The sequence below is a fragment of the Myxococcus sp. MxC21-1 genome (assembly GCF_032612255.1).
GTDB classification, from domain to species: Bacteria; Myxococcota; Myxococcia; order Myxococcales; family Myxococcaceae; genus Myxococcus; species Myxococcus virescens.
Genome location: NZ_CP123278.1, coordinates 4,674,361 through 4,699,389 on the forward strand (window position 1 = coordinate 4,674,361; position 25,029 = coordinate 4,699,389).

Annotated in this window: 2 pseudogenes; both read right to left on the reverse strand. The window is 70.5% G+C overall.

The features are described from left to right. Window positions 1-109: 109 nt before the first annotated feature. Window positions 110-13,693: pseudogene (locus tag QEG98_RS42015) on the reverse strand (amino acid adenylation domain-containing protein). Continuing rightward, a pseudogene (locus tag QEG98_RS42020) lies at window positions 13,690-25,025 on the reverse strand (MupA/Atu3671 family FMN-dependent luciferase-like monooxygenase). Before QEG98_RS42020 ends, QEG98_RS42015 begins: the two co-directional pseudogenes overlap by 4 nt. Between the last annotated feature and the right edge of the window lie 4 nt (window positions 25,026-25,029).

Below are 25,029 nucleotides of genomic sequence, written 5' to 3' on the forward strand. Positions count from 1 at the left end.
GCAGCGTCCCGTGACATGCCCCAGGCCATCCACCGGACCTCGTGGTGGATGGCCCGCCATTCATGGGTGAGCGGGCATCATGGCGCTGCCATTCAGGCGGAGTCCTCGCTCACCCCTCGCGTTGCTGCCCCGCCGCCTCGTGCCGCCCAGTGGCGGCGCCGACGTGTTCGACCAGGCGGCGCGCCAGCGTCTCCACCCGCGGCGCCCTGAGCACACTGTAGTGGTCCCCCGGGACATCCTCCACGGTGAGGCCCGATAGCCCCCAGCGGGCCCACCCGTGGGACGGCTCTACCGCCTGGGAGCGTTGCGCATCCTTCGCACGCAGCAGCAGCACGGGGCACTGAACGGGACCGGGACGGTAGGCCGCCAACGCCCTCAGGTTCGCGCGAGTCACATCACGCCAGGCGCGGAGCGTTGACGCCTCGACCTCGGGAGGCAGCCACCCTGCCTGTCGCGCATGCTCGACGACGGCGGTGAATTGCGCCTCTTCGGTCAGGCCCGAGAGTGCCTCCGGACGCAGGGTGGACTCGGCACCTGCTGTCCGTGCCAGGTCCATGGCCATTCCCGCGAGCAGCAACGCCGCATCGGGTTCCCGCGAGGGCGCGTTCTCGCCGGGAGCGAAGCTGTCCAGCAGGACCAGGAGCGCCACGGACTGCCCCTGACGCTCCAGCTCTCGCGCCATCTCGAACGCCACCACCCCACCCAGGGACCAACCACCCAGCACATAGGGGCCCTTGGGCTGACGCTCGCGCATTGCGTCAACGTAGCGGCGGGCGATCGCCTCCACCTGTTCCAGTGGAGGCTCGCGTCCATCGAGCCCCGCGGCTTGGAATCCGTAGAGGGGCCGCTCGCGCCCCATGCTCCGAGCCAGCGCACGGTACGGCCCCACGGCGCCGCCAACGGCATGCACGAGGAACACAGGCGTGCCGGCACCTTCAGGCTGCAATGCCACACAGTCACGCGCGCCCGCTTCCGTGTCCGAACTCAACAACCAGACCGCGAGCCGCAACACTGTCGGCGCCTCGAAGAGCGCGCGCAGCGGCATGTCTACGCCCAGCTCCGTGCGGACACGCGCCACGACCTGGGTTGCCAACAACGAATGGCCTCCCAGTTCGAAGAAGTCGTCATGAAGACCGACACGTGGCACGCCCAGCACCTCCGAGAAGATGCCCGCCAACACGCGCTCTGCGTCCGTGCGCGGCGTGACAAAGGTCTCGGCGGCAACGCGCGACCGCAATTCCGTAGCAGCCAATGCCTTGCGGTCGACCTTGCCGTTGGGCGTCAGCGGCAGTGCCTCCAGCACCACCACCACCGACGGCACCATGTACTCCGGCAGCTTCTGCCTCACGTACTCCTTCAGCGCCCCGCCCTCTCCTCCCGGCGCCACCACGTACGCCTCCACCCGCTTCTCCTGCCCCTCTCCCCTCACCACCGCCGCCGCTTCCTTCACCTGCGTGTGCTGCTTCAGCGCCTCCTCCACCTCCCCCAACTCAATCCGGTACCCCCTCACCTTCACCTGCGCGTCCCGGCGCCCCAGAAACTCCAGCACCCCACCCTCCTGCCACCTCACCTCGTCCCCCGTCCGGTACAGCCGCTCCCCCTCCCCAAACGGCGACGGCACGAAGCGCTCCGCCGTCCACTCCGGCCTCCCCACGTACCCCTCCGCCAGCCCCTCCCCTCCCACGTACAACTCTCCCCTCACCCCCACCGGCACCGGACGCATTCCCTCGTCCAGCACGTACACCCGCGTATTCCCCACCGGCTTCCCAATGGGCACCGTCAACCCCACGTCCTCCTCTGCGACGCGGTGCACTGTCGTGAATGTCGTCCCCTCCGTCGGCCCGTACCCGTTGAGGAGGATGCCCCCACTCCTCACCCGCTCCCTCACCCGCCCCACCGACAGCACGTCTCCTCCCGCCAGCACCTGCCTCACTCCACTCAGCGCCTCCGGCTGGTACGCCTGCATCTGCTCGAAGAGGGCCGCCGTCAGCCACAGCGACGTCACCCCTGCCTCCTTCAGCCTCTGCCCCACCGCCTCCAACTCCAGCGGCCCCTCCGGGTACACCACCAGCTTCCCCCGTGCAGCAGCGCGCCCCACACCTCCAACGTCGACGCGTCGAAGCCTGTCGGCGCCATTTGCAGCCACACCTCCTCCGGCCCGAAGTCCGCCACGCCGCTTCCCTTCACCAGCCGCGTCACCGCTCGCTGCGGCACCGCCACACCCTTCGGCTTCCCCGTGCTTCCCGACGTAAACATCACGTACGCCAGGTTGCCTCCTCCCACTCGCGCCTCCGGGTTTGTCTCCGGCTGCCTGGCAATCCGCGTGGCCCACTCCGTGTCCACGCACACCACCAGCTCTCCACCCGCGGCCACCTCGTCCGCCAGCTTCTCCTGCGCCACCAGCAGCGCCACTCCTGCCTCCCGCTTCATCCACCCCAGCCGCTCCAGCGGGTAGCTCGCGTCCAGCGGCACGTACACTCCTCCCGCCTTCAGAATCCCCAGCGCGCTCACCACCCACTCCAACGAGCGCTCCACGCACAAACCCACTCGTACCTCGGGCCCCACTCCCATTCCCCTCAGGTGGTGCGCCAACTGGTTTGCTCGGCGATTCAACGCCTCGTAACTCACCTGCTGCCCTGCCCACTCCACTGCCACCGCGCCCGGTGTCCTCTCCACCTGCGCTTCAAACAGCTCCGCCAGCGACGCCTCCCTCGGGTACTCCTCTCGCCGCCCGCTCCACTCCTCCACCAAGCGGCGACGCTCCTCCTCCGACATCATCGACAGCTCGCCCAGGCGCGTCTCCGGATTCGCGACCGCGGCCTCCAGCAGCACCGACACCTGCTTCAGCAGCCGCTCCGCCGTCTTCGCCTCGAACAGGTCGCTGTTGTAATTGACTGACGCGGCGGCACCTTCCGGCAGCTCGACGACGAACATCGACAGGTCGAACTTCGACGTCTGAATCCGCGCGTCCATCACCGTCAGCGACAATCCCTGTCGCAGCTTCACTTCGGGCGCAGGCGTGTTCTGGAGTGTCAGGGAGACTTGAAACAACGGGCTGCGACTCAGGTCCCGCTCCGGCTGCAATGCCTCCACCAGCTTCTCGAATGGGACGTCTTGGTGCGCGTAGGCGCCCAGGGTCACCTCACGCACCTGCGCCAACATGTCCCGGAAGGAAAGCTCAGGACGTACGCGAGCCCTCAGCACCAGGGTATTGGCGAAGTTGCCGATGAGCCCCTCCGTCTCCGCCTGCGTGCGCCCCGCGATGGGGAAGCCCACGCTGATGTCGTCCTGCCCCGAGAGCCGCCACAACACCGTCTGATACGCCGCCAGCAGCACCATGAACGGCGTGGCCCCTTCTCGCCGCGCGGTCGCCTCCACTTGCTGCCACAGCGCCTTCGGCCACATCTGCCGCTGGACGCCGCCTCGAAAGGTCTGCGCCGCGGGGCGAGGCCTGTCCGTGGGGAGGTCCAGGAATCGCGGCGCGCCCGCCAGTGCCTCGCGCCAGTAGCGAAGCTGCGTTTCCAACACCTCGCCCTTCAACCACTCGCGCTGCCAGAGCGCGTAGTCCGCGTACTGCACGGGCAGCTCCGGCAAGGGTGACGGCAGCCCTTGCGAGAACGCGTCGTAGAGCGCCGCCAACTCCCGAAGCAGCACGCTCGCGGACCAGCCGTCCGAGACAATGTGGTGCAACAGCAGCACGAGGACGTGCGCCTGCTCGGACTGCTTCAACAGCAGGGGGCGTAGCAGCGGCCCACGCGCGAGCTCGAATGAGCGGTCGACTTCCGCGCGCACCCGGCGCCGTACCTCGGACTCATCCTGAGCGCCCAGCTCGACCATGGAGAGGTGGACCGGCGATGGCGAAGCGATGCGCTGGACAGGTGATCCACCCTCATCCGGGAAGGCCGTACGCAGGACTTCATGACGGCGCACCAACTCCGAGAAGGCTCGCTCCAGGACAGACACATCCAGGTGGCCCTCCACCCGCAGCACATACGGTACGTTGTATTCGGTGCCGCCCGGCTTCAGCCGATCCAGGAACCACAGTCGCTGCTGCGCGAATGACAGCGGCACCCGGCCCTCCCGAGGCATCGGACGCAGCGCGGGCAGCGTCTGGCTTCGAGTCGCCTGCTCCACCTGCTGGGCAAAGGACCTCAATGTGGGCGCCTCGAAGAGGGCGCGTAGCGGGACCTCTACGCCCAGGACCGCGCGCACACGCGCCACCACCTGCGTGGCCAGGAGCGAATGTCCACCCGACGCGAAGAAGTCGTCCTCCCGGCCCACCCGCTCCATTCGCAAGACGTGGGCCCAGACAGCGGCCAACGACTCTTCCATGGGGGAAGCCGGCGCCGCATAGGCGGAGGCCGGGCCACGCGCCGACACGTCCGGCACGGGCAGCGCGCGCCAGTCCACCTTGCCGTTGGGCGTCAGCGGCAAGGCGTCCAGCACCACCAGCGCCAACGGCACCATGTACCCAGGAAGCCGCTGCTGGAGGAAGGCCCTGAGGGCCGCGATGTCCGGAGCCGCCCGGGCCGTACGAACGGCGTAGCCCACCAGCCGTTTGTCTCCAGGCACCTCTTCTCGCGCGACCACCACCGCGTCCTGGACGTCGGGATGCGCTCTGAGCACCGCCGCCACTTCTCCGGGTTCCACCCGGAACCCTCTCACCTTCACCTGGAAGTCCGTCCGCCCGATGAACTCCAGTTGCCCATCCCCCAACCACCGCACCTTGTCCCCCGTGCGGTACATCCTCGCTCCAGCCTCCCCACTGTACGGGTCCGGCACGTACCGCTCCGCCGTCAACTCCGGGCGCCCGACGTACCCTCGCGTGACCTGCGCTCCTCCCACGTACAACTCTCCCCCCACGCCCACCGGCACAGGGCGCAGGCTCCCGTCCAGCACGTACACCCGCGTGTTGCTCATCGGCCGTCCCAGCGGCACCGTCGCGGGTGACTCCGCTCGACGCGGCAGCGCCACTCGCCCCGCCAGCACACCCACCGTCGTCTCCGTCGGGCCGTAGTGGTTGTGCACCTCGCACCCGGGCGCCAACGCCGCCACCTGCTTCAGCAGGCTCCACGAGGCTGCCTCTCCTCCCACCACCAGCCGCTTCGTCGGCAACACCTGCCCTGGCGCGGCGCCACTCATCAGCGCCGCGAGGTGCGAGGGCACCACCTTCAAACACTCCACCCCATGCCGCTGGAAGTACTCCTCCACGCCCGCAGCGCTGCTTGCACGCTCCTGCGTCAGCACATGCAGCAGTCCCCCCGTCCACAGCGCCGCGTACAGCACCGTGTTTCCCAGGTCCGCCGCCAACGTCGACACCAGCGCGAAGCGTGTGCACTCCGCCAACCCCAGCCGCGCATTCGCCGCTTCCACGTAGTTGGCAAGCTGCCCGTGTGTGACCGCCACGCCCTTGGGCCGCCCCGTGCTTCCGGATGTGAACAGCACGTACGCCAGTTGCTCGGGTTGCACCTCTACCCGCGGCGCTTCCGTCGGCTGCGACTCGTTCCGCGCCGCGTCTCCATCCATCTCCACCCGGCGCGCCGACAGTCCCTCGAAAGTCGTCGCATGCCGCGCCTGCGTCACCACCACCGGCGCGGCTACTTCTTCCACCAGCGCGCGCAGGCGGGACTCGGGCTGCGCGGGGTCCAGCGGCACGTACGCACCTCCCGCTTTCAAGATCCCCAGCATCGCCACCACCCACTCCACGCCCCGCTCCAGGCACAGCGCCACTGGCACTTCCGCGCCCACCCCCATTCCCCTCAACTGGTGCGCCACCTGGTTGGCCTGCGCCTCCAACTGGCGGTACGTCAGCTCCCGCTCCTCGCACCGCACCGCGGGCGCCTCCGGCGTCCGCTCCGCGTGGTGCTCGACGCGCCGGTGGACAGCCTCCCACGGGAGAGCCATTGCCGAGCCGTTCCATTCCACCAGCACCTGATGACGCTCGGCATCGGTCAGCAGCGGTATCTCGGAGAGGCGCGATTCGGGCCGCGTGGTGACCGCCTTCAGCACCTGCTCCAGGTGGAACACCATCCGTTCCGCCGTGGCCACCGTGAAGAGGTCGGTGCTGAACTGGAGCAAGCCCTCGAAACCCCGTGGTGTCTCCCCCAGACTCAACGAAAGCTCGAAGCGCGCCGCCTCCTTGTCGATCAACCCCATCGGCTTCACGGTCAGCCCGGGCAGCGCCAACGGCCCCACCGGGGCGTTCTGCAATACGAAGAGGACCTGGAAGAGCGCGCTGCGCCCCAGGTCCCGCTCGGGTTGCAGATGCTCCACGAGCTTCTCGAAGGGAAGGTCCTGATGCTCGTATGCCCCCAGTGTGCGCTCACGCACCTGCGCCAGCAGCTCGCGGAAGGTGGCATGGGGCTGGACCTGGGCGCGGAGGACCAGGGTGTTGACGAAGAAGCCGATGAGCCCCTCCGTCTCTTCGTACCGGCGACCCGCGATGGGCGAGCCCACCAGCACGTCCTCCTGCCCCGAGTAGCGCGACAGCAGGAGCTGGAAGGCCGCCAGCAGCACCATGAAGGGCGTGGCTCCCTCCGCATGGGCCAGCGCCGTCACGGCGTCGCTCATCGGCCGTGGCAACCGCACCGGCACCCATGCCCCGCGGTGCGACAACGTGGCCGGCCTGGCCTTGTCGGTAGGCAGCTCCAGATGAGGAGGCGCGCCAGACAGCTGCTGCCGCCACCAGTCGAGCTGTGTCTCCAGCACGGCCCCGCTCAGCCATTGCCGCTGCCACACCGCGTAGTCCGCGTACTGCACGGGCAGCTCCGGCAACCCGGGAGACCGTCCTTCGAGGAAGGCCGCATAGAGCGCGCCCAACTCGCGGACCAGCACGCCCAGCGACCAGCCATCCGAGACGATGTGATGCAGCACCAGCACCAGGGCGTGCACGTCCGGCGACAGCCGCGACAGCCCCACTCGCATCAAGGGGCCGCGCTCCAGATGAAACGGCCGCAGGGCTGTTCGCGTCGCACGCGCGCGGAATTCGGCCTCCCGCTCCTCTTCCGGCAGCGTGCTCAAGTCCTCGAAGGCGAGCTGGACGTCCATGGCCGGATGGATGACCTGGACAGGCTGTCCCTCGTGGGAGGCAAACGTCGTGCGCAACGACTCGTGGCGCGCCACCAGCGCGGAGAACGCGCGCTGCAACGCGCCCACATCGAGCGAGCCCTCGATTCGGAGGACGATGGGGACGTTGTAGCTGGCACTGCCCGGGTGGAGCTGGTCGATGAACCAGAGCCGCTGCTGCGCGAACGACACGGGCAATGCGCCCATGCGAGCTACCCGGGTCAGCGCTGGCACGCTCGGCGACGCCGCTTCCCGCGCCGCCTCCTCGATTCGCAGCGCGAGCCCTTCGAGAGCCGGTGACGCGAAGAGCGTGCGCAGGGGCAACTCCACGCCGAAGGCGGAGCGGATGTGCGCGATGAGCTGCGTGGCCAGCAACGAGTGCCCGCCCAACTCGAAGAAGTCAGCGTCCGCGCTCACCCGCTCGATGCCCAGCACTTCACACCAGATGATGCTCAGTCGCTGCTCGGTGGCAGTACGCGGCTCGATGTGCTGGCGCGGCTCGGAAGGACCCGCGTCGGAGGCCAACAGTGCTTTGCGGTCGACCTTGCCGTTGGGCGTCAGCGGCAATGCCTCCAGCACCACCACCACCGACGGCACCATGTACTCCGGCAGCTTCTGCCTCACGTACTCCTTCAGCGCCCCGCCCTCTCCTCCCGGCGCCACCACGTACGCCTCCACCCGCTTCTCCTGCCCCTCTCCCCTCACCACCGCCGCCGCTTCCTTCACCTGCGCGTGCTGCTTCAGCGCCTCCTCCACCTCCCCCAACTCAATCCGGTACCCCCTCACCTTCACCTGCGCGTCCCGACGTCCCAGAAACTCCAGCAGCCCACCCTCCTGCCACCTCACCTCATCCCCCGTCCGGTACAGCCGCTCCCCGTCCCCAAACGGCGACGGCACGAAGCGCTCCGCCGTCCACTCCGGCCTCCCCACGTACCCCTCCGCCAGCCCCTCCCCTCCCACGTACAACTCCCCCTCACCCCCACCGGCACCGGACGCATTCCCTCGTCCAGCACGTACACCCGCGTATTCCCCACCGGCTTCCCAATGGGCACCGTCAACCCCACGTCCTCCTCTGCGACGCGGTGCACTGTCGTGAATGTCGTCCCCTCCGTCGGCCCGTACCCGTTGAGGAGGATGCCCCCACTCCTCACCCGCTCCCTCACCCGCCCCACCGACAGCACGTCTCCTCCCGCCAGCACCTGCCTCACTCCACTCAGCGCCTCCGGCTGGTACGCCTGCATCTGCTCGAAGAGGGCCGCCGTCAGCCACAGCGACGTCACCCCTGCCTCCTTCAGCCTCTGCCCCACCGCCTCCAACTCCAGCGGCCCCTCCGGGTACACCACCAGCTTCCCCCGTGCAGCAGCGCGCCCCACACCTCCAACGTCGACGCGTCGAAGCCTGTCGGCGCCATTTGCAGCCACACCTCCTCCGGCCCGAAGTCCGCCACGCCGCTTCCCTTCACCAGCCGCGTCACCGCTCGCTGCGGCACCGCCACACCCTTCGGCTTCCCCGTGCTTCCCGACGTAAACATCACGTACGCCAGGTTGCCTCCTCCCACTCGCGCCTCCGGGTTTGTCTCCGGCTGCCTGGCAATCCGCGTGGCCCACTCCGTGTCCACGCACACCACCAGCTCTCCACCCGCGGCCACCTCGTCCGCCAGCTTCTCCTGCGCCACCAGCAGCGCCACCCCTGCCTCCCGCTTCATCCACCCCAGCCGCTCCAGCGGGTAGCTCGCGTCCAGCGGCACGTACACTCCTCCCGCCTTCAGAATCCCCAGCGCGCTCACCACCCACTCCAACGAGCGCTCCACGCACAAACCCACTCGTACCTCGGCGCCCACTCCCATTCCCCTCAGGTGGTGCGCCAACTGGTTCGCTCGGCGATTCAACGCCTCGTAACTCACCTGCTGCCCTGCCCACTCCACCGCCACCGCGCCCGGTGTCCTCTCCACCTGCGCTTCAAACAACTCCGCCAGCGACGCCTCCCTCGGGTACTCCTCTCGCCGCCCGCTCCACTCCTCCACCAAGCGGCGACGCTCCTCCTCCGACATCATCGACAGCTCCGACAAGGTCCGGCGCTCTGAACCACACAGCTCGCGCAAGAGTTGCCGGGCCTGCTCGACCATCCGCTTCGCCGCCGACGCATCAAAGCGCCTGGCGTCGTAGGTCAGGCGCAGCTGCCATTCACGCCCGGGGACGGCCATCATCGTCACCGGATGTGAGTCCACCTCGACGATGTACGGGTCGCGAACCACCAGCTCGTCCGACATCGTGGTGAGGCCCGCGTCCCGGGGGTAGTTCTCGAAGACGACCAGGCTCTCGAACAACGCGGGGCCAGGAGGAACCTCACTCCAGCGGCGCACCTCCACCAGGGGCGACGTCTCGTACTGCCTCGCCTCCTGGAGCCAGGCTTGCAGCCCCTTCAGCCAGGGGCCCACGGGGCTCGACGCGGGCAGGCGCACTCGCACGGGGATAGCGTTGATGAACAAGCCCACCATCGCCTCGATGCCGGCAAGCTCCGGGGGCCTGCCGGAGACGGTCAACCCGAACAGGACGTCGTCCTCTCCGGTATAGCGCCAGAGCAACAGCGCCCAGGCCGCTTGCAACAGCGTGCCTCCCGTGACGCCCTGCTGGCGCGAGAAAGCCTCCAGTGCCGCCGTCTCCTCCGCGCTCATCCGGAGCAGCACTTCCCCCAGGAGCGTCACATCACGCGGCGCCCTTCCGAGCTCCAAGCGGGTGGACTCCGTGAAGCCCGCCAGCGCGGCGCGCCAGAAGTCCCGCGCGGCGCCCAGGTCCTGACGCCCCAGCCACGCGATGTAGTCGCGGTACGGCCGCACGGCGCTTCGTGCCAGCGTCACGCCTCTCCGCAGCGCCTCATACCGGGTGAGGACCTCCCGCAGCACCACCTGTGTGGACCACCCGTCCAGCAACAGGTGCGTCAGGCTGAACACCACGCGCCACACACGCGCTCCCGTGCGAAGCATCGTCAGCCGGAAGCCGGGCGCGCGGGTGAGCACCAGCCCCATTCGGCGGTCCTCCTCGAAGAACGCGGCCAGTCGGGCCTTCTGGTCGGCCTCGGACAGGTGACGCAAGTCCTCGACGTCGACGGGAGGCAGCACCTCGCGCATCACCGCCTGGAGCGGCGTGTCCAGCCCCTCCCAGAAGAACGCGGTCCGGAGGATGGCGTACTGATCGGCGGCCTGCCGCCACGCTTCCACGAAGGCGCGCTCATCCAGTGGGCCTTCGAGTTCAAAGGAGATCTGATTGAAGTACGGCTGGGTCTCGCTCTCCTGGAGATGGGAGATCAAGATTCCATGCTGGAGCGGTGACAGCGGGTAGAGGTCCTCGACGTCTTCCAGGTGGTAACCGTGCGTGGCCAGCCTCTTGGAGAACGCCTCCAGGCCGTCCGGGGAGAGCCCCGACAACGGAAAGCCGGAAGCGGGCCCGGACGGAGGCTCCTCCGTGAGCTGGGGATCAACGGTGGGAGCATCCCCCGCCACCGCCGCCAGCCCCGCCACGGTCGGGTGGTCGAAGAGCTGCTTCATCCGAAGGTGCAGTCCCGCCTGCTCGGCCCGCGAGACGACCTGGATGGCGATGATGGAGTCGCCACCCAGCTCGAAGAAGTTCTCGTGGATGTCCACCCACGGCCGGTCGAGCACCTGCGCCCAGATGGCCGTGAGTGTCTCTTCCTTCGCGTTGCGCGGCCCCTCGAAGACTCGCGCTGCGTCCTCGGGCAGCGCTGGCGGCGGCAGCGCGCGCCAGTCCACCTTGCCATTGGGTGTCAGCGGCAGGGCGTCCAGCACCACCAGCGCCGACGGCACCATGTGCCCAGGAAGCCGCTGCTGGAGGAACGCGCGCAGCGCCGCCGTGTCAGGCGCTGGCTGCGAGGCGGGCGTGGCATACGCCACCAGTCGCTTGTTTCCGGGCACGTCTTCGCGCGCCACCACCACCGCATCCCGGACCTCGGGATGGGCTCTGAGGACTGTCGCCACCTCCCCGGGCTCCACCCGGAAGCCCCGCACCTTCACCTGGAAGTCGACCCGGCCGATGAACTCCAAACGCCCGTCCGCCAGCCACCGCACCTTGTCTCCCGTGCGGTACATCCTCGCGCCAGGCTCCCCACCGTAAGGGTCCGGCACGTACCGCTCCGCCGTCAGCCCCGGATGCCCCAGGTACCCTCGCGTCACCTGGGCGCCTCCCGCGTACAGCTCCCCCGCCACTCCCACCGGCACGGGACGCAGGCTCCCATCCAGCACGTACACCCGCGTGTTGCCCATCGGCCGCCCCAGCGGCACCGCCGCTGGCGATGTCGGCCGACGCGGCAGCTCCACGCGCCCCGCCAACACGCCCACCGTCGCCTCCGTCGGGCCGTAGTGGTTGTACACCTCGCACCCGGGCGCCAGCGCATGCACCTGCTCCAGCAGGCTCCACGACGCTGCCTCCCCGCCCACCACCAGCCGCTTCCTCGGCAGCACCAGTCTCGGCTCCGCGCCGCTCATCAGCGCCGCGAGGTGCGAGGGCACCAGCTTCACGCAGTCCACCCCATGCCGGGCGAAGTACTCCGCCACGCCCGCCGCGCTGCTTGCCCTCTCCTGCGTCAACACATGCAGCAGCCCTCCGGTGCACAGCGCCGGGAACAGCACCGTGTTCCCCAGGTCCGCCGCCACCGTCGACACCAGCGCGAAGCTGGTGCAGTCGGCCAACCCCAACCTCTCAATGGCCGCCTGCACATAATTCGCCAACTGCCCGTGTGTGACCGCCACCCCCTTGGGCCGCCCGGTGCTGCCTGACGTGAACAGCACGTACGCCAGCTGCTCCGGGTGCACCGCCACGATCGGCGGTGCCGCTGAAGGCCACCGCTCCAGCAGCGCGGCCTCTCCATCCACCGCCACCCGGCGCGCGCGCGTCCCTTCAAAGATCGCGGCGTATCGCGCCTGCGTCACCACCACTGGCGCGCCGACTTCTTCCACCAGCATCCGCAGCCGAGACTCTGGCTGCGAGGGGTCCAGCGGCACGTAGGCGCCCCCTGCCTTCAGGATGCCGAGCATCCCCACCACCCACTCCACACCTCGCTCCAGGCACAGCGCCACGGGCACGTCCGCTCCCACGCCTTGCCCTCTCAACTGGTGCGCGAGCTGATTGGCCCATGCGTCCAGCGCCCCGTACGTCACCTCCTTCTCCTCGCACCGGACCGCTGGCGCGTCCGCGTTGCGTGCGACCTGCGCCAAGAAGCGCTCCTGCACGCTGGCCCAGGGTGCGAAGCCGGTGCGCGTGTCGTTCCACGCCACGAGCACCTGGTGACGTTCGGGCTCGGCGAGCAGAGACAGCGTCCCCAGTGCGCCGTCCGGCCTTGCCGCCATCGCCTCCAGCGCGAAGCGGAGTCGTTCGAGCTGTGCATCCGCGAAGGCCGCGGTGAAGCGCGCCCGGTCGTACCGCAAGCACAGCGGAAGCCGGGAGCCGTTCGTCGAGATGAGCGTCAGCGGGAAGTGGTCCGCCTCGACCGCGCGAATATCCCGCACCGCCAAGGCCCTGGCGGAGGACGTGAGCTCGGCATCCAGCGGATAGTTCTCGAAGACGACCAACGTCTCGAAGAGCGAGGTGCCAGCGGGCACGCCACTCCAGCGCTGGACCTTCACCAGCGGCGCGTGCTCGTGCTGCCGCGCCTCCACCTGCATCTCCTGGATCTGCCGCAGCCAGGGCCCGAACGATGCACCGGGAGGCAGCCGCACTCGCACGGGCTGGGTGTTGATGAACAGCCCGACCATGTCCTCCACGCCCCCAAGTCCCGGGGGACGTCCGGAGACAGTGGTGCCGAAGACGACATCTTCCGCCCCGCACAGGTGACCGAGCACCAAGGCCCAGGCCCCCTGCACCAGGGTGTGCAACGTGAGCCCCTGCTTCCGCGCGAAGCGGCTCAGCTCCGAGGTGAGCGCCTCCGACAGGAACAGCTCTCGCGAGGCCTTGCCCTTCCCTTCCCCTCCACCAGGCTCGACGCGAGGATTCGTGGGCGCGTCGAAGCCTTCGAGCGCCTGCCGCCAGAACGACTCGGACACCGCCAGGTCCTGCTCACCCAGCCACCCGATGTAGTCCCGATACGGCCGAGGCGCCGCGATGCGAGGCTGCTTCCCCGCACACGCGCCCTCGTACAGGGCGAGGACGTCGCGGATCACCAGCGGCACGGACCAGCCATCCAGGATCAGGTGGGAGTGGCTGAAGACGAAGCGATGCGCATCATCGCCGACGCGCAGCAGCGCTAGGCGCACCAACGGCGCCCAGGACAGGTCGAAGCCTTCGCGACGGTCCTGTGCCAGCAAGGCTTCCAGCCGCGACTCGCGTGCTTCGGGCGACAGGTCGCGCCAGTCCTCGATGCGGACCGGCAGGTCCACCTCGCGCAGAACGACCTGCATCGGCTCGTCCACGTCATCCCAGACGAACGCCGTGCGCAGCACCGGGTGCGCCGCGACGACCGTGTTCCACGCCTGGGTGAAGAGCGCCACGTCCAGGTGGCCGCGCAGCTCGCAGACGAGCTGGTTGAAGTACAGCCCCCGGCCGGGCTCTGCGATGGCATGGAACAGCATGCCGCCCTGCAACGGCGACAGGGGGTACAGGTCCTCGATGTTGTCGCTCATCGCGTCTTCTTTCCAAACCGTGCGGACAGCTTGTCGAGCTGCGCCTGTTTCACCTTCGCGAGCGGAAAGTCAGAGGGCGAGTGCCCTCCCGCATCCGGCGCGCGCGATGCGTGCACCAGCGCCTGGAGGCGCGCGAGGAAGTCCTCGGCGACACGCGTCACCGTCTCACGGCGGTGCACCGCCTCGCTGAACGTCCAGAGGACCACCAGCCGCCCGTCACGCACCATGCCCGTCACATCGAGCAGGTATGGCCGCCGCGCGCTCGGGGCTCGCTGCCGCAGGGCCGCCGCCTCGGGTGCGAGCACGAAGGAGCCCCCTCGCCCACGACGCCATCGAGCTGCCCCAGGTGGTTGAAGCCCACCTCCGCCATTGGCAAGGCCGCCAGCGCCGCGTCCCTCGCCACGTAGCGGAGCAGCCCCCACCCCATGCCTCGTGACGGCACGGCGCGCAGCCCCTCCTTCACGGCGCGAAGCGCCTCGCCCGGCCCCGTCGTCCCCCGCAGGTCGAGCAGCGCGGGAAAGACCCGGGTGAACCAGCCCACCGTGCGAGAGACGTCCACGCCCGGAAGCACCTCTTCCCGTCCGTGCCCCTCCACGTCCACCAGCGCGACGGCCCCTCCCGCCCACGCGGTCAGTGCCTGCGCCAGCGCCGTCAGCAGGGGCTCCTGAGGCTGCGTGTGCCACGCCTTTGGGACCTCCTGCAGCAGCGTGCGCGTCTGCTCGGGCTCCAGCGTCACCTGCACCGTGCTCGCGGTGGCCTCCGTGTTGAGGCCCCCGTGAAGTCCACGGGCAGCCGGTGGGCCTCGCGCCAGGGCCGCTCCAGCCACCAGGCCCGCTCCGCCGTCAGCGCCTGCGAGCGCGCCAGCGCCTCCAGGCCACGGGCCCACGCCTGGAACGACGTCGTCTTCGGAGGCAGCACCACGGCGTCCCCCGCCGCGAGCCGCGTGTACGCCGTCGCCGGTCCTCCAGGAGGATGCGCCATGACACCGCGTCCACCACGAGGTGATGCACCGCCAGCATCAGCCGCGTGGAGTGGCCCGCGCCCCACTCCAGCAACACCGCCTGCACGAGCGGCCCTTCCAGCCGCAGCGCGCGTTGCGCCGCCTCCGCGTGCCGCGACAGCGCCGAGGGGCGCTCCACCTCCGGCACGGCCGACAGGTCCACGCGCGCCACTGTGACGCGCGCGCCTGGCTCGCAGATGGCCTGATGCCAGCCATCCTCCCCGCTCGCGAAGCCCAGCCGGAGCGCGTCATGATGCCCAAGCAGGTGCGCCAGCGCGCGCTCCAGCAAGGCGGCGTCCAAGGAGGTTCTCGCCTCCAGCAGCAAGGACATGTTCCAGTGGTGTGGCGCCTCCAATCCCAGGTTGAAGAACCAGTGCTGGATGGGCGTCAGCGCCACCGGCCCCACGACGGGGCCTTGCTCGGCCTGCACCGCAAGGCGCGTTCCCGCGACCGAGGCGAGCCGCGCCACCGTCGGGTTCTGGAAGAGCTGCTTCGGGGACAGCTCGATGCCCTGCGCGCGTGCGCGGGTGACGATCTGCAGTCCCAGGATGGAGTCGCCCCCAGCTCGAAGAAGTCGTCGTGGATGCCCACGCGTTCGACGCCCAGCACCTCCCGCCAGAGCGACACCAGCGTGGCTTCCACCTCCGAATGAGGCGCGGCCGGCGCCGCCGCGGAGGCCGGGTCCGGCGTGGGCAACGCCCGGCGGTCCACCTTGCCGTGCCGGGTGCGCGGCAGCGCGTCCATCGCGACGAAGGCCGCGGGGACCATGTACGGCGGCAGGCGCGAACGCACCCACTCCTTCAGGGCCTGTGCGTCTGGTTTCTCACCCGGCCCCTCCGTCGCGAGCACCCCGTAGGCGACCAGGCGCTTCGGCCCCTTCCCATCCTCACGCGCGACGACGACGGCCTCCTTCACCGCCGGATGCGCGAGCAGCGCGGCTTCGACCTCACCCGGCTCGACGCGGAAGCCCCGCACCTTCACCTGATGGTCCACGCGGCCGATGAACTCCAGCGTCCCGTCCGCCCGCCAGCGCGCCACGTCGCCCGTGCGGTACATGCGCGCGCCCAAGCGGCCGTCGAAGGGGTCCGCCACGAAGCGCTCGGACGTGAGCCCAGGCTGGCCCAGGTAGCCCCGCGCCACGCCCGCGCCGCCCACGTACAGCTCGCCCGGTGCGCCCCGCGGCACCAGCCTGCGGTGCGCGTCCAGCAGGTACACGCGGGCCCCAGGCACCGCGCGTCCGATGGGCACGCGCCCCTCTTCGTCCACACGCACCCGGTGCACCGTGCTCCAGACGGTGGCTTCCGTGGGGCCGTACTCGTTGAACAGGGACACCGCGGGCAGCGCCTCATGATGCGCCCGCGTCAACTCCACGGGACACGGCTCGCCTCCCACACTCACCGCGCGCAGGCCCCTCAGCCCTCCCACCGGCGCCGCCGCCAATATCTGCCCATAGAGCGAGGGCACGGAGACGAGGTGCGTGACGTGAGAGCGCGCGATCCGCTCAGCGAGCCGGCGCGGGTCCCCATGTTCCTCGGCGTCCGGGTAGCGCAGCGTGCCGCCTCCGAACAAGGACCACAGCAGTCCCGCCAGCGAGGCATCGAAGGTGAAAGGTGCCAGGGACATCACCACCCCCGGCTCACCGTACACGTCGGCGCGGGCCTGGGTCGCGGCTACCAGGTGCCGGTGCTCCAGCACCACGCCACGCGGCCGACCGGTGGAGCCGGAGGTGTAGACGATACACGCCGCATCCGTCCCCTCCGGAAGGCCGCGCACGTCCTCAGACGCCTCGGGCAGGGAATCCAGGGGGATGATCGTCAGCCCCTCGCGCGAGGGAACCCGGGCACGGCACGACTCGGAGGCGACCAGCGCCTGGGCCCGTGTGTCCGCGAGGATGCCAGCCAGACGCTCCGCCGGATGGTCCACGTCGAGCACCACCACGGCCGCCCCCGCACGGGTCACGCCCATCAGCCCCGCAACGACCTCCGCCGGCTGCGACACCGCGAGCGCGACGATGTCACCTCGCTTCACGCCTCGCGACACGAGGTGCCGGGCCAGTCGCCCCGACAGCACCTCCACCTCGCGATACGTGAGTGTCCGGACGCCATCCTCCACCGCCACCCGGTCCGGCGTCCGCGACACCTGGGCCAGGAACCTCGAAGGCAACGTGTCCGCTGGGAGGTGCCCTGCCGTGGGCGCGGGATTCCACTCCTCGAGCAACCGGTTTCGATCCGCGCGGTCCAGCAGGTCGAGCTGGGACAGCCGGACTTCCGGGCTGCTCGCGGCGACCTCCAGCAAGCGCATGAGCGAGCCTGACAGCCGGGCGATGGTCTCCGCGTCGAAGAGCCCGGTGTTGTACTCGATGCTGCCTCGCAGCCCCTCGGGCGTCTCGGTGACTTCCAGCGCGAGGTCCAGCTTGGTCGCACCCGCATGCACGGGACGGCTGCGGAGCTGGAGCCCGACGAGCGACAACGCCGCGGCGGGCGTGTTGTGCAGAATCAGCATCGTCTGGAAGACGGGCGTGTGGCTGAGGTCGCGCGGCGCGTGCAGCACCTCCAGCAGCTTCTCGAAGGGCACCTCCTGGTGCGCGAACGCGTCCAGCGCCGTTCTTCGCACCCGCCCCAGGACCTCCACGAACGAGGGGTCGCCGGACAGGTCGGCGCGCAGGGCCATGGAGTTGATGAAGCAGCCAATCAGCGGTTCGACTTCGGGCCGGTCGCGGCCCGCCACCGGCGTGCCCACCGCGAAGTCGTCCTGCCCGGTGTACGCATGCAGCAGGACCTGCCACGCGGCCATCAGCACCATGAAGGGGGTGGCGCCCTCCTTCCGCCCCACCGCCACCAAGGCGTCGGTGAGGGACTTCGGAACGGCGAAGGGCAGTTGCTCGCCCTCGTGCGTCTGCAACGGAGGACGCGGACGGTCCACGGGCAGTTGGAGCACGGGGACATCCGCCAGCACGTCGCGCCACCACGCCTGTTCGGCCTTCAGGGCGGAGCCCCGCATCTGCTCCAACTGCCAGAGCGCGTAGTCCGCGTACTGCACCGGCAGGGCGGGCAAGGCGGCAGGCTGGCCCGTCAGCTCGGCCTCGTACAGCCGAGCCATCTCGTGCACCATCACGCCCGCGGACCAGCCGTCCGAGATGATGTGGTGCAGCGTGATGAGCAGGACGTGCTCGGTGCTTCCCAACCGCAGCAAGGTCGCGCGGAGCAGCGGTCCCCGCTCCAGGTCGAAGGGACGGCGCGCCTCTTCACGTGTCCAGCGGGCGACGTCCGCTGCACTGGCGCCCTCCGCCGCCTCCAGGGAGATGGAGATCTCCAGCGACGGCGCGAGGGTCTGCACCGCCTCGGTGCCCTCCATGGAGAACGTGGCCCGCAGGGCCTCATGCCGGCGCACCACCGCGTTCAACGCTCGCTCCAGCGCCGCGGCATCCAGAGCGCCGCTCACGGTGAACGCGACGGCGTTGTTGTAGGCGGCGTTGCCCGGCTCCAGCCGGTCCAGATACCAGAGCCGCTGCTGCGCGAACGACAGCGGCAGCGGACGTCCCCGAGGGACCCGGGTGATGGACGCGGGCGCCTCGGGCTTCTTCGCCACGCCTTCCCGAGCCTCCATCGCCTTCGGGGGTGTCGGCCTGCCCTCCGGGACAGGCAGCGCGGGCAACAGCTCCAGCGAGCCATCCCGCTTGCGCCGCGCACGCCGGCCCGTGGCCATCCGCCTCGCGGCATTCGTGCTTCCAGCGAGGATGCGCACGGAGGTGGAGTCCGGCGCGTTCCAGAGCCCGCGAGGCACGCCCGCGCCCTTCACCACCAGCTCACCGATGACGCCCACCGGCACGGGCTGGCCGCGCCCATCCACGACATCCCAGCGCGAGGCATCTCCCGGCACGGCGGCGAGCCCCCAGGCCCCCAGGCCCAGGTCCGGCTGCCGGTGCGCGACACGCCAGGGCATGGCGCGCGCCAGGGAGGCCGCCGCTTCTTCGGACGCGCCTTCGAGCCAGACGTGGCGGATGGGCCGGAGCGCCTCCGCTGCGTCGGGGAGCGCCAGCATCGAGCGCGCCAGCGCCGCGGTGCAGTGCAGGTGGGTGATGCCCGCCTCGCGCACGAGCGCCAGCAGGGCCTCCGCCGCCCCCGGGCCTTCCCGCAGCGGCGGCATCGGGACCGCGAGTCCGGGCTCCGGGGCATGGCGACTGCGCAAGGCGTCGAGGTGCCGCAACCCCTCCAGGGTCGCCTCCACCTCCACCCCGAAGTCCACCAGGCAGGCGATTTCATCCACGTCGAGCCGCTGGACACGCTCCACCATGGGCCCACAGGAGTCCGGCGTACCGAAGAGGCCGCCACTCTCCACGTACCGCTCCACGCCATGCGCCAGCAGCGCATCCATGTCCGCGGGCGTCAGCGAACGGGGGTCCATGCCGAGCCCCATGCCGGCCATGAAGCCCGCGGCGATGTCCACGGAGCTGCGGAAGTAGTCGAGCAGCGGCTGTCGTGCCCGACGCCGGACCTCGGCCGGGTCGTCGCCGAGATACGCATGCAGCATCAAGCTCACGTGTCCCCGTCCCGCATGGCCATGTTGCCGCCAGGCGTCGCGGTACAGCGCCACCTTCCCCTCCAGGTCCTCCAGGTGCTGGCCCATCAGGTTGGTGAGCACGTAGGCCCCCAGCTCGCCCGCCAGCCGGAAGGTCTCCGGGTTTCCGGCAGCGGTGAGCCAGATGGGCAGCGTCTGCTGCACCGGGCGTGGCCGCAGTGAGAGCGACACTTCCGCGCCCGCGCCGTTGCGCCGGCGCACCGTCCCGCCTCGCCACAGGGTGCGCACCTCCTCGATGCCTCGGTGCATGACCTCCTTCCGGCGCGCGTACCGGTCCGGCGCGAACACGAAGTCATTCGCGTGCCAGCCCGAAGCGAAGGACACGCCCACGCGGCCATCGGACAGGTTGTCCAGCACGGCCCACTCCTCCGCGACGAGGATGGGGTCGTGCAACGGCAGCACCACGCTCCCCGCGCGGATGCCCAGGCGCTGCGTCACCGTGGCCACCCCCGCGCCCACCACCGCCGGCCTCGGGTACAGGCCGCCGAACGCATGGAAATGCCGCTCCGGCGTCCACACCGCTGAGAAGCCATTCGCATCCGCGAACTTCGCGGCGTCCAGCAGCAGGCGGTATTTACGACCGCCCAGCGAGTCCTCGTCGTTGGCGAAGAACGACAGGCTGAAGTCCAGGCGCCGTCGAGCAGGCTCCGCGCCAGCCCCCACCTGCGTGAAGCGCGCGCGCTCCGCTGGCAACACCACCCGCAGCCCGCGAGTCAGGGCCCAGAGGACCTCCAGCCCGGCGCCGGCAGCCTGCGGCTCCTCCGCCGCGAGCCAGACACCTTCCGCCGTGGTCACATCCGCGTCCAGGCGGCCGAACAGCCCCGCCACGGTGCGGTGTGTGTGGATGGCCCAGAGCTGCTCGCCCCGAGGCCCTGTCCACGGCTCGAGGCAGACCCGCTCCGAGTCAGAAGCCCGCAGCGGCGCCACTGGGGTGCCTCGGGCTGAATCTCCTGCGTGCGCGAGCACCGTCTCCACATGGAGGACGCGCGCGGCATCCAGGGACACGCCCGTGCGGACCTTCGCGTGGGTCAACAGCAGCGGAGGCGGCGCGCCTGGAGGCGCGAGGTCCGGCAGCTCCATCAACCGAGGCACGGGAAGCAGGACGTAGGTCGCGCCCGTCTCCTGGACCGCCCACTGCGCGACCACGCGCTCCACCGACGGCTCCAGGCACACTGCCACCAGCGCTTCGGGCCCTGCGCCGCGGTCCGACAGCACGGCGGCCAGACGCCCCACGGCCCCTTGCAACTCGCCCCACGTCACGCCCCGCCCGTCCGGCGCCGTCATCGCTACCTGGGACGCGTCCGTCATGGCGCGAGCCCGAAGCAGCGCCGCGATTGGCGTCACCGCCGATGCGGATGCCTCGGGCTCCGAGGCCAGCGCCTGACTGGCCCGTGCGTGCTCCAGCGGCAGCGCGGAGAGGGCCAGGCCGGGCTCCGCCACCGCCGCTTCGAGCAGCGCGGTCCAATGCGCCACCATCCGCTCCACGGTGTCCTGCTCGAAGCGCTCCTCCGCGTAGTCGACGGTACCGGAGAAGCCGTGCTCGTGCTCCCCCAGGCCCACGGACAGGTCCGACAGGACGGTGCCGAACTCGGGTGGACCGTTCTCGAGCTCCGCCAGGCTCATGCGCAGACCCGGCAGCTCCAGGTTCAGATTGAACCGGCTGTGCAGCACGAACATCGAGTCGAAGACCCGGCCGCGGCCGGTGTCCTTCGCGGGCTCGATTTCCCGCACCAGCGACTCATATGGCACGTCGGGGTGCGCGTAGGCCTCCATCATCACCTCGCGCACGCGCGCCACCAGCTCCTTGAAGGGTGGGTCCCCGGACAGGTCCGTCCGCAACGGGACGGAGTGCGCCACGTAGCCGATCAACGGCTCCAGCTCCGGCCGGCTCCGGTTGCCAATGGGCGTCCCCACCACGACGTCATCCCGGCCCGTCCAGCGCGACAGCAGCGCCTTCCAGGAGGCCAACAGCACCATGAACGGCGTGACACCTTCTCGCTGCGCGAACGCCTGGACGGAGGCCGAGAGCGCACGCGAGAAGCCCACGCGCAAGCACTGGCCACGAAGCGCGGGCCCCTCCCCTTCGGCCGGTCCACCGGCAGCTCGAGCGGACGCGGGAACGCCGCCAGACGCCCGCGCCAGGCCGCGACCTGGGAAGCGAACGCGCCGTTCTTCAGCGCCTGCTGCTGCCAGGCCGCGTAGTCCACGTACTGCACGGGCAAGGTGGACAGCGCCACCGGCCGCCCTTGCATGAAGGCGGTGTAGTGGTCCCCCAGCTCCTTCGCGAGCACCACCAGCGACCAGGTGTCACACACCACGTGGTGCACGGTGACCGCCAGCAGATGTTCCTCCGGTGCCAGCCGCCAGAGCCGGGCTCGGACGACCGGCCCGTGCTCCAGGTCGAACGGCCGGGCCACCTCGTCGTGCACGCGCGGCTGCCACGCCGCGGGGTCCAGCGGTTCGGCGGAGAGTGGCAACTTCAGCTCCGGGGCGATGCGGACGCTCGGAGCGCCTTCTCCACGCGGATAGGACGTGCGCAGCGCCTCGTGGCGCTGTGCCACCGCCTCCAGTCCCCGCTCCAGCAGCGCCACGTCCAGCGCGCCATGCAACCGCAGCACCACATACATGTTCAGGGCCGGGTTGCCGGGGAGGGCCTGCTCCAGCGCGCAGATGCGCTCCTGCACCACGGACAGCGGCAACGCTCCGCCACGCGGGATGCGGACCAATGGCGGCAGGACCGGGTCCGTGGACGCCGTCCCGGGCGTGCCCAGCCGCGCCTGGATGCGGGCCGAAATGCCCGCCACCGTGGGCGCATCGAAGACATCGCTCAAGGGGAGTGAGACAGGGAATGCCTCTCGCAGGCGGGTCAACAACTGCGCCGCCATCAGCGAGTTGCCACCCAGCTCCAGGAAGTCGTCGTGAATGCCGAAGTCGGTCCGGCCCAGCCGCTCGCGCCAGATGGCCAACACCTTGCGCTCCACGTCCGTGTGGGCCCCGGCCTGCTCCGCTGGCGCCTCCAGGTGGAGCGCGCTTCCGGCTTCCGCGGGGCGCTCCGCCACCGCCGTGGACGTCTCCGGCCGGGCCACCACCGAGGTGGGCAGCGGGGTCCGGAAGGTCTGCCGCTGGAAGGGATAGGTGGGCAGCGCCACCTTCTGGCGTGACTCGTGCGCGTAGACGCGCTGCCAGTCAATGGCGAGCCCCTGCGCCCAGACCGTTCCGAGCGCCTCCATCAACGCGGCGTGTGCATCCAGGGCCGAGCCCGCCCGGGGCAGCGAGGCCACGGCGCGTCCTCGGTGCCCTCGCAGCCCCAGCCTCGCCAGGGCGGTCAGCGCCTGGTCCGGGCCGACTTCGAGGAAGACGTCGCACCCGTCCGCCTTCAGCGTCTCCAGCCCATCCCCGAAGCGCACCGGTGCCCGCATCTGGCGCAGCCAGTAATCCGGGTCCGTCGCCTCCTCCGGGCGAATCCACGTCCCGGTGACACTGGAGATGTACGGACGCTGGGGTGCGGACAGGCGCAGGCCCGCGACCACGCGCCGCAGCTCCTCCATCACCGGCTCCACCGCCACCGAGTGGAACGCATGCCGCGCGGGCAGCCGCAGCACGCCCACGCCCCGCGCGCTCAGCTCGCGCTCCAATGCCTCCACGTCCCCCGAGGGCCCGGACACCACGCACCGGTCCGGCCCATTCACGGCGGCCAGCGACAATGCCCCCGTCAGCAGCGGACGCACCTCCTCTTCCGCGCAAGCCACCGCCGTCATGCTTCCGGGCGGCATCCGCGCCATCAGACGGCCTCGCGCCGACACCAGCGCCAGCGCATCCTCCAGCGGCAGCACCTCCGCGAGGCAGGCCGCCACGTATTCGCCGAAGCTGTGCCCCAGCAGCGCGCGCGGGCGCACACCCCAGGCTTCCCATTGACGCGCCAGCGCATACTCCACGGCGAACAGGGCGGGCAACGCGATGCCCGGGTCGGCCAACGTCTGCTCCGCGGCGGCCTCGGCTCCAGGCGAGGGAAACAGCACGTCACGCACCGCCGCCCCCAACCGGGCCCCCAGCCCCTCCAGGCAGGCCTCCAGGGCCTCACGGTAGACGGGCTCCGCAGCGTGAAGCGCGCGTCCCATGCCCACCGTCTGCGCGCCCTGGCCCGGGAACAGGAAGGCCACGCCCTGCTCGCGTGCCGCCACGACGTTCTCCACGACCTGGGGCTTCCCGGGCCGCGCAGCTTCGCCAGCAGCTCCGCGCGGTCCTTCGCCACGAAGGCCCGCCGGTGCTCGAAGGCACGGCGGCCCACGTTGCGCGTGAAGGCCACGTCCTCCAGCGCCACGTCGGTCGGCGCGGCCTCCAGCCAGGCGGCCGGTCCCGCACCGCGGCGTCCAGGGCCTCCGCCGAGCGGCCCGACAGCGTCACCACCTGGGTGGGCCGGACACTCGGTGAGGCAGGCTCCGGAAGCGGCGCCTCCTCCAGCACCGCGTGCGCGTTCGTCCCTCCAATTCCGAACGAGCTGACGCCCGCGCGGCGAGGCACCGGGCCCCGGGGCCAGGGCCGCAGGCGGTCGACGACGAAGAACGGGCTGTTCGCGAAGTCGATGGCGGGATTCGGCCGCTCGAAATGGAGCGTGGGCGGCACCTCCTCATGCGCCAGGGCCAGCGTGGCCTTGATGAGCCCCGCCAGACCGGCGGCCGTGTCCAGGTGGCCGACGTTCGGCTTCACCGACCCCAGCGCGCAGTACCCCTTCCGGTCCGTGTGCCGACGGTACGCCCGCGTGAGCGCCGCGACCTCGATGGGGTCCCCCAACGGAGTGCCCGTGCCGTGCGCCTCCACGTAGCCGATGTCGCCCGCGTCCAGGCCCGCGAATGCCAGCGCCTCGCCGATGACGTCCGCCTGCCCCTCCACGCTGGGCGCCGTGTAGCCGACCTTGAGGCCGCCGTCGTTGTTGATGGAGGAGCCGCGGATGACCGCGTACACGCGATCACCGTCCCTGCGCGCGTCCTCCAACGGCTTGAGCACCACCACCGCCACGCCGTTGCCCGGCACTGTTCCCGCCGCGCGCGCGTCGAACGCGCGGCAGTGCCCGTCCGGCGACAGGATCATCCCCTCCTGGAACAGGTAGCCCGAGCGCTGCGGCATCGCCAGGCGCACCGCGCCCGCCAACGCCACGTCCGACTGGCGCATCAGCAGGCTCTGGCAGGCCATGTGGACGGCCACCAGCCCCGTGGAGCAGGCGGTGTAGAGCGACAGGCTTTCGCCCCGCAGGCCCAGCTTGAAGGACGCCCGCGTCGCCAGGTTCTCCGCGGAGGTGCTCATCAGCTCGTAGAACGAGGCCGGGTCCAGATTCCCCTGCCCCAACATCGCCAGGCTGTGCAGGGATGCGCTCGCGCCCGCGTAGAGCGAGATTTTTCCCGCGAAGCGCTCCGGGTCGAGCGCCGCGTCCTCCAGCGCCGTCCAGGCACACTCCAGGAACACGCGCTGCTGCGGATCCATCCACTCCGCCTCGCGCGGGGCCATGCCGAAGAAGGCCGCGTCGAAGCGGTCGCCGCCTTCCAGCTCCGCCGCCACCGGCACGAAGTCCGGATGATGACGCACCGCCTCGGACATCAGCGGAGAAGGCTCCAGCGCCTCGACGGGCACGCGGGAAATGGACTCCACGCCTTCGCGGAGGTTGCGCCAGAAGGCCCGTGCGTCCGCGCTCCCGGGGAAGCGGCTGGCGATGCCGATGATGGCGATGTCGCTACCCGCGCTGCCGTTGTTCTCGCTCATGGTG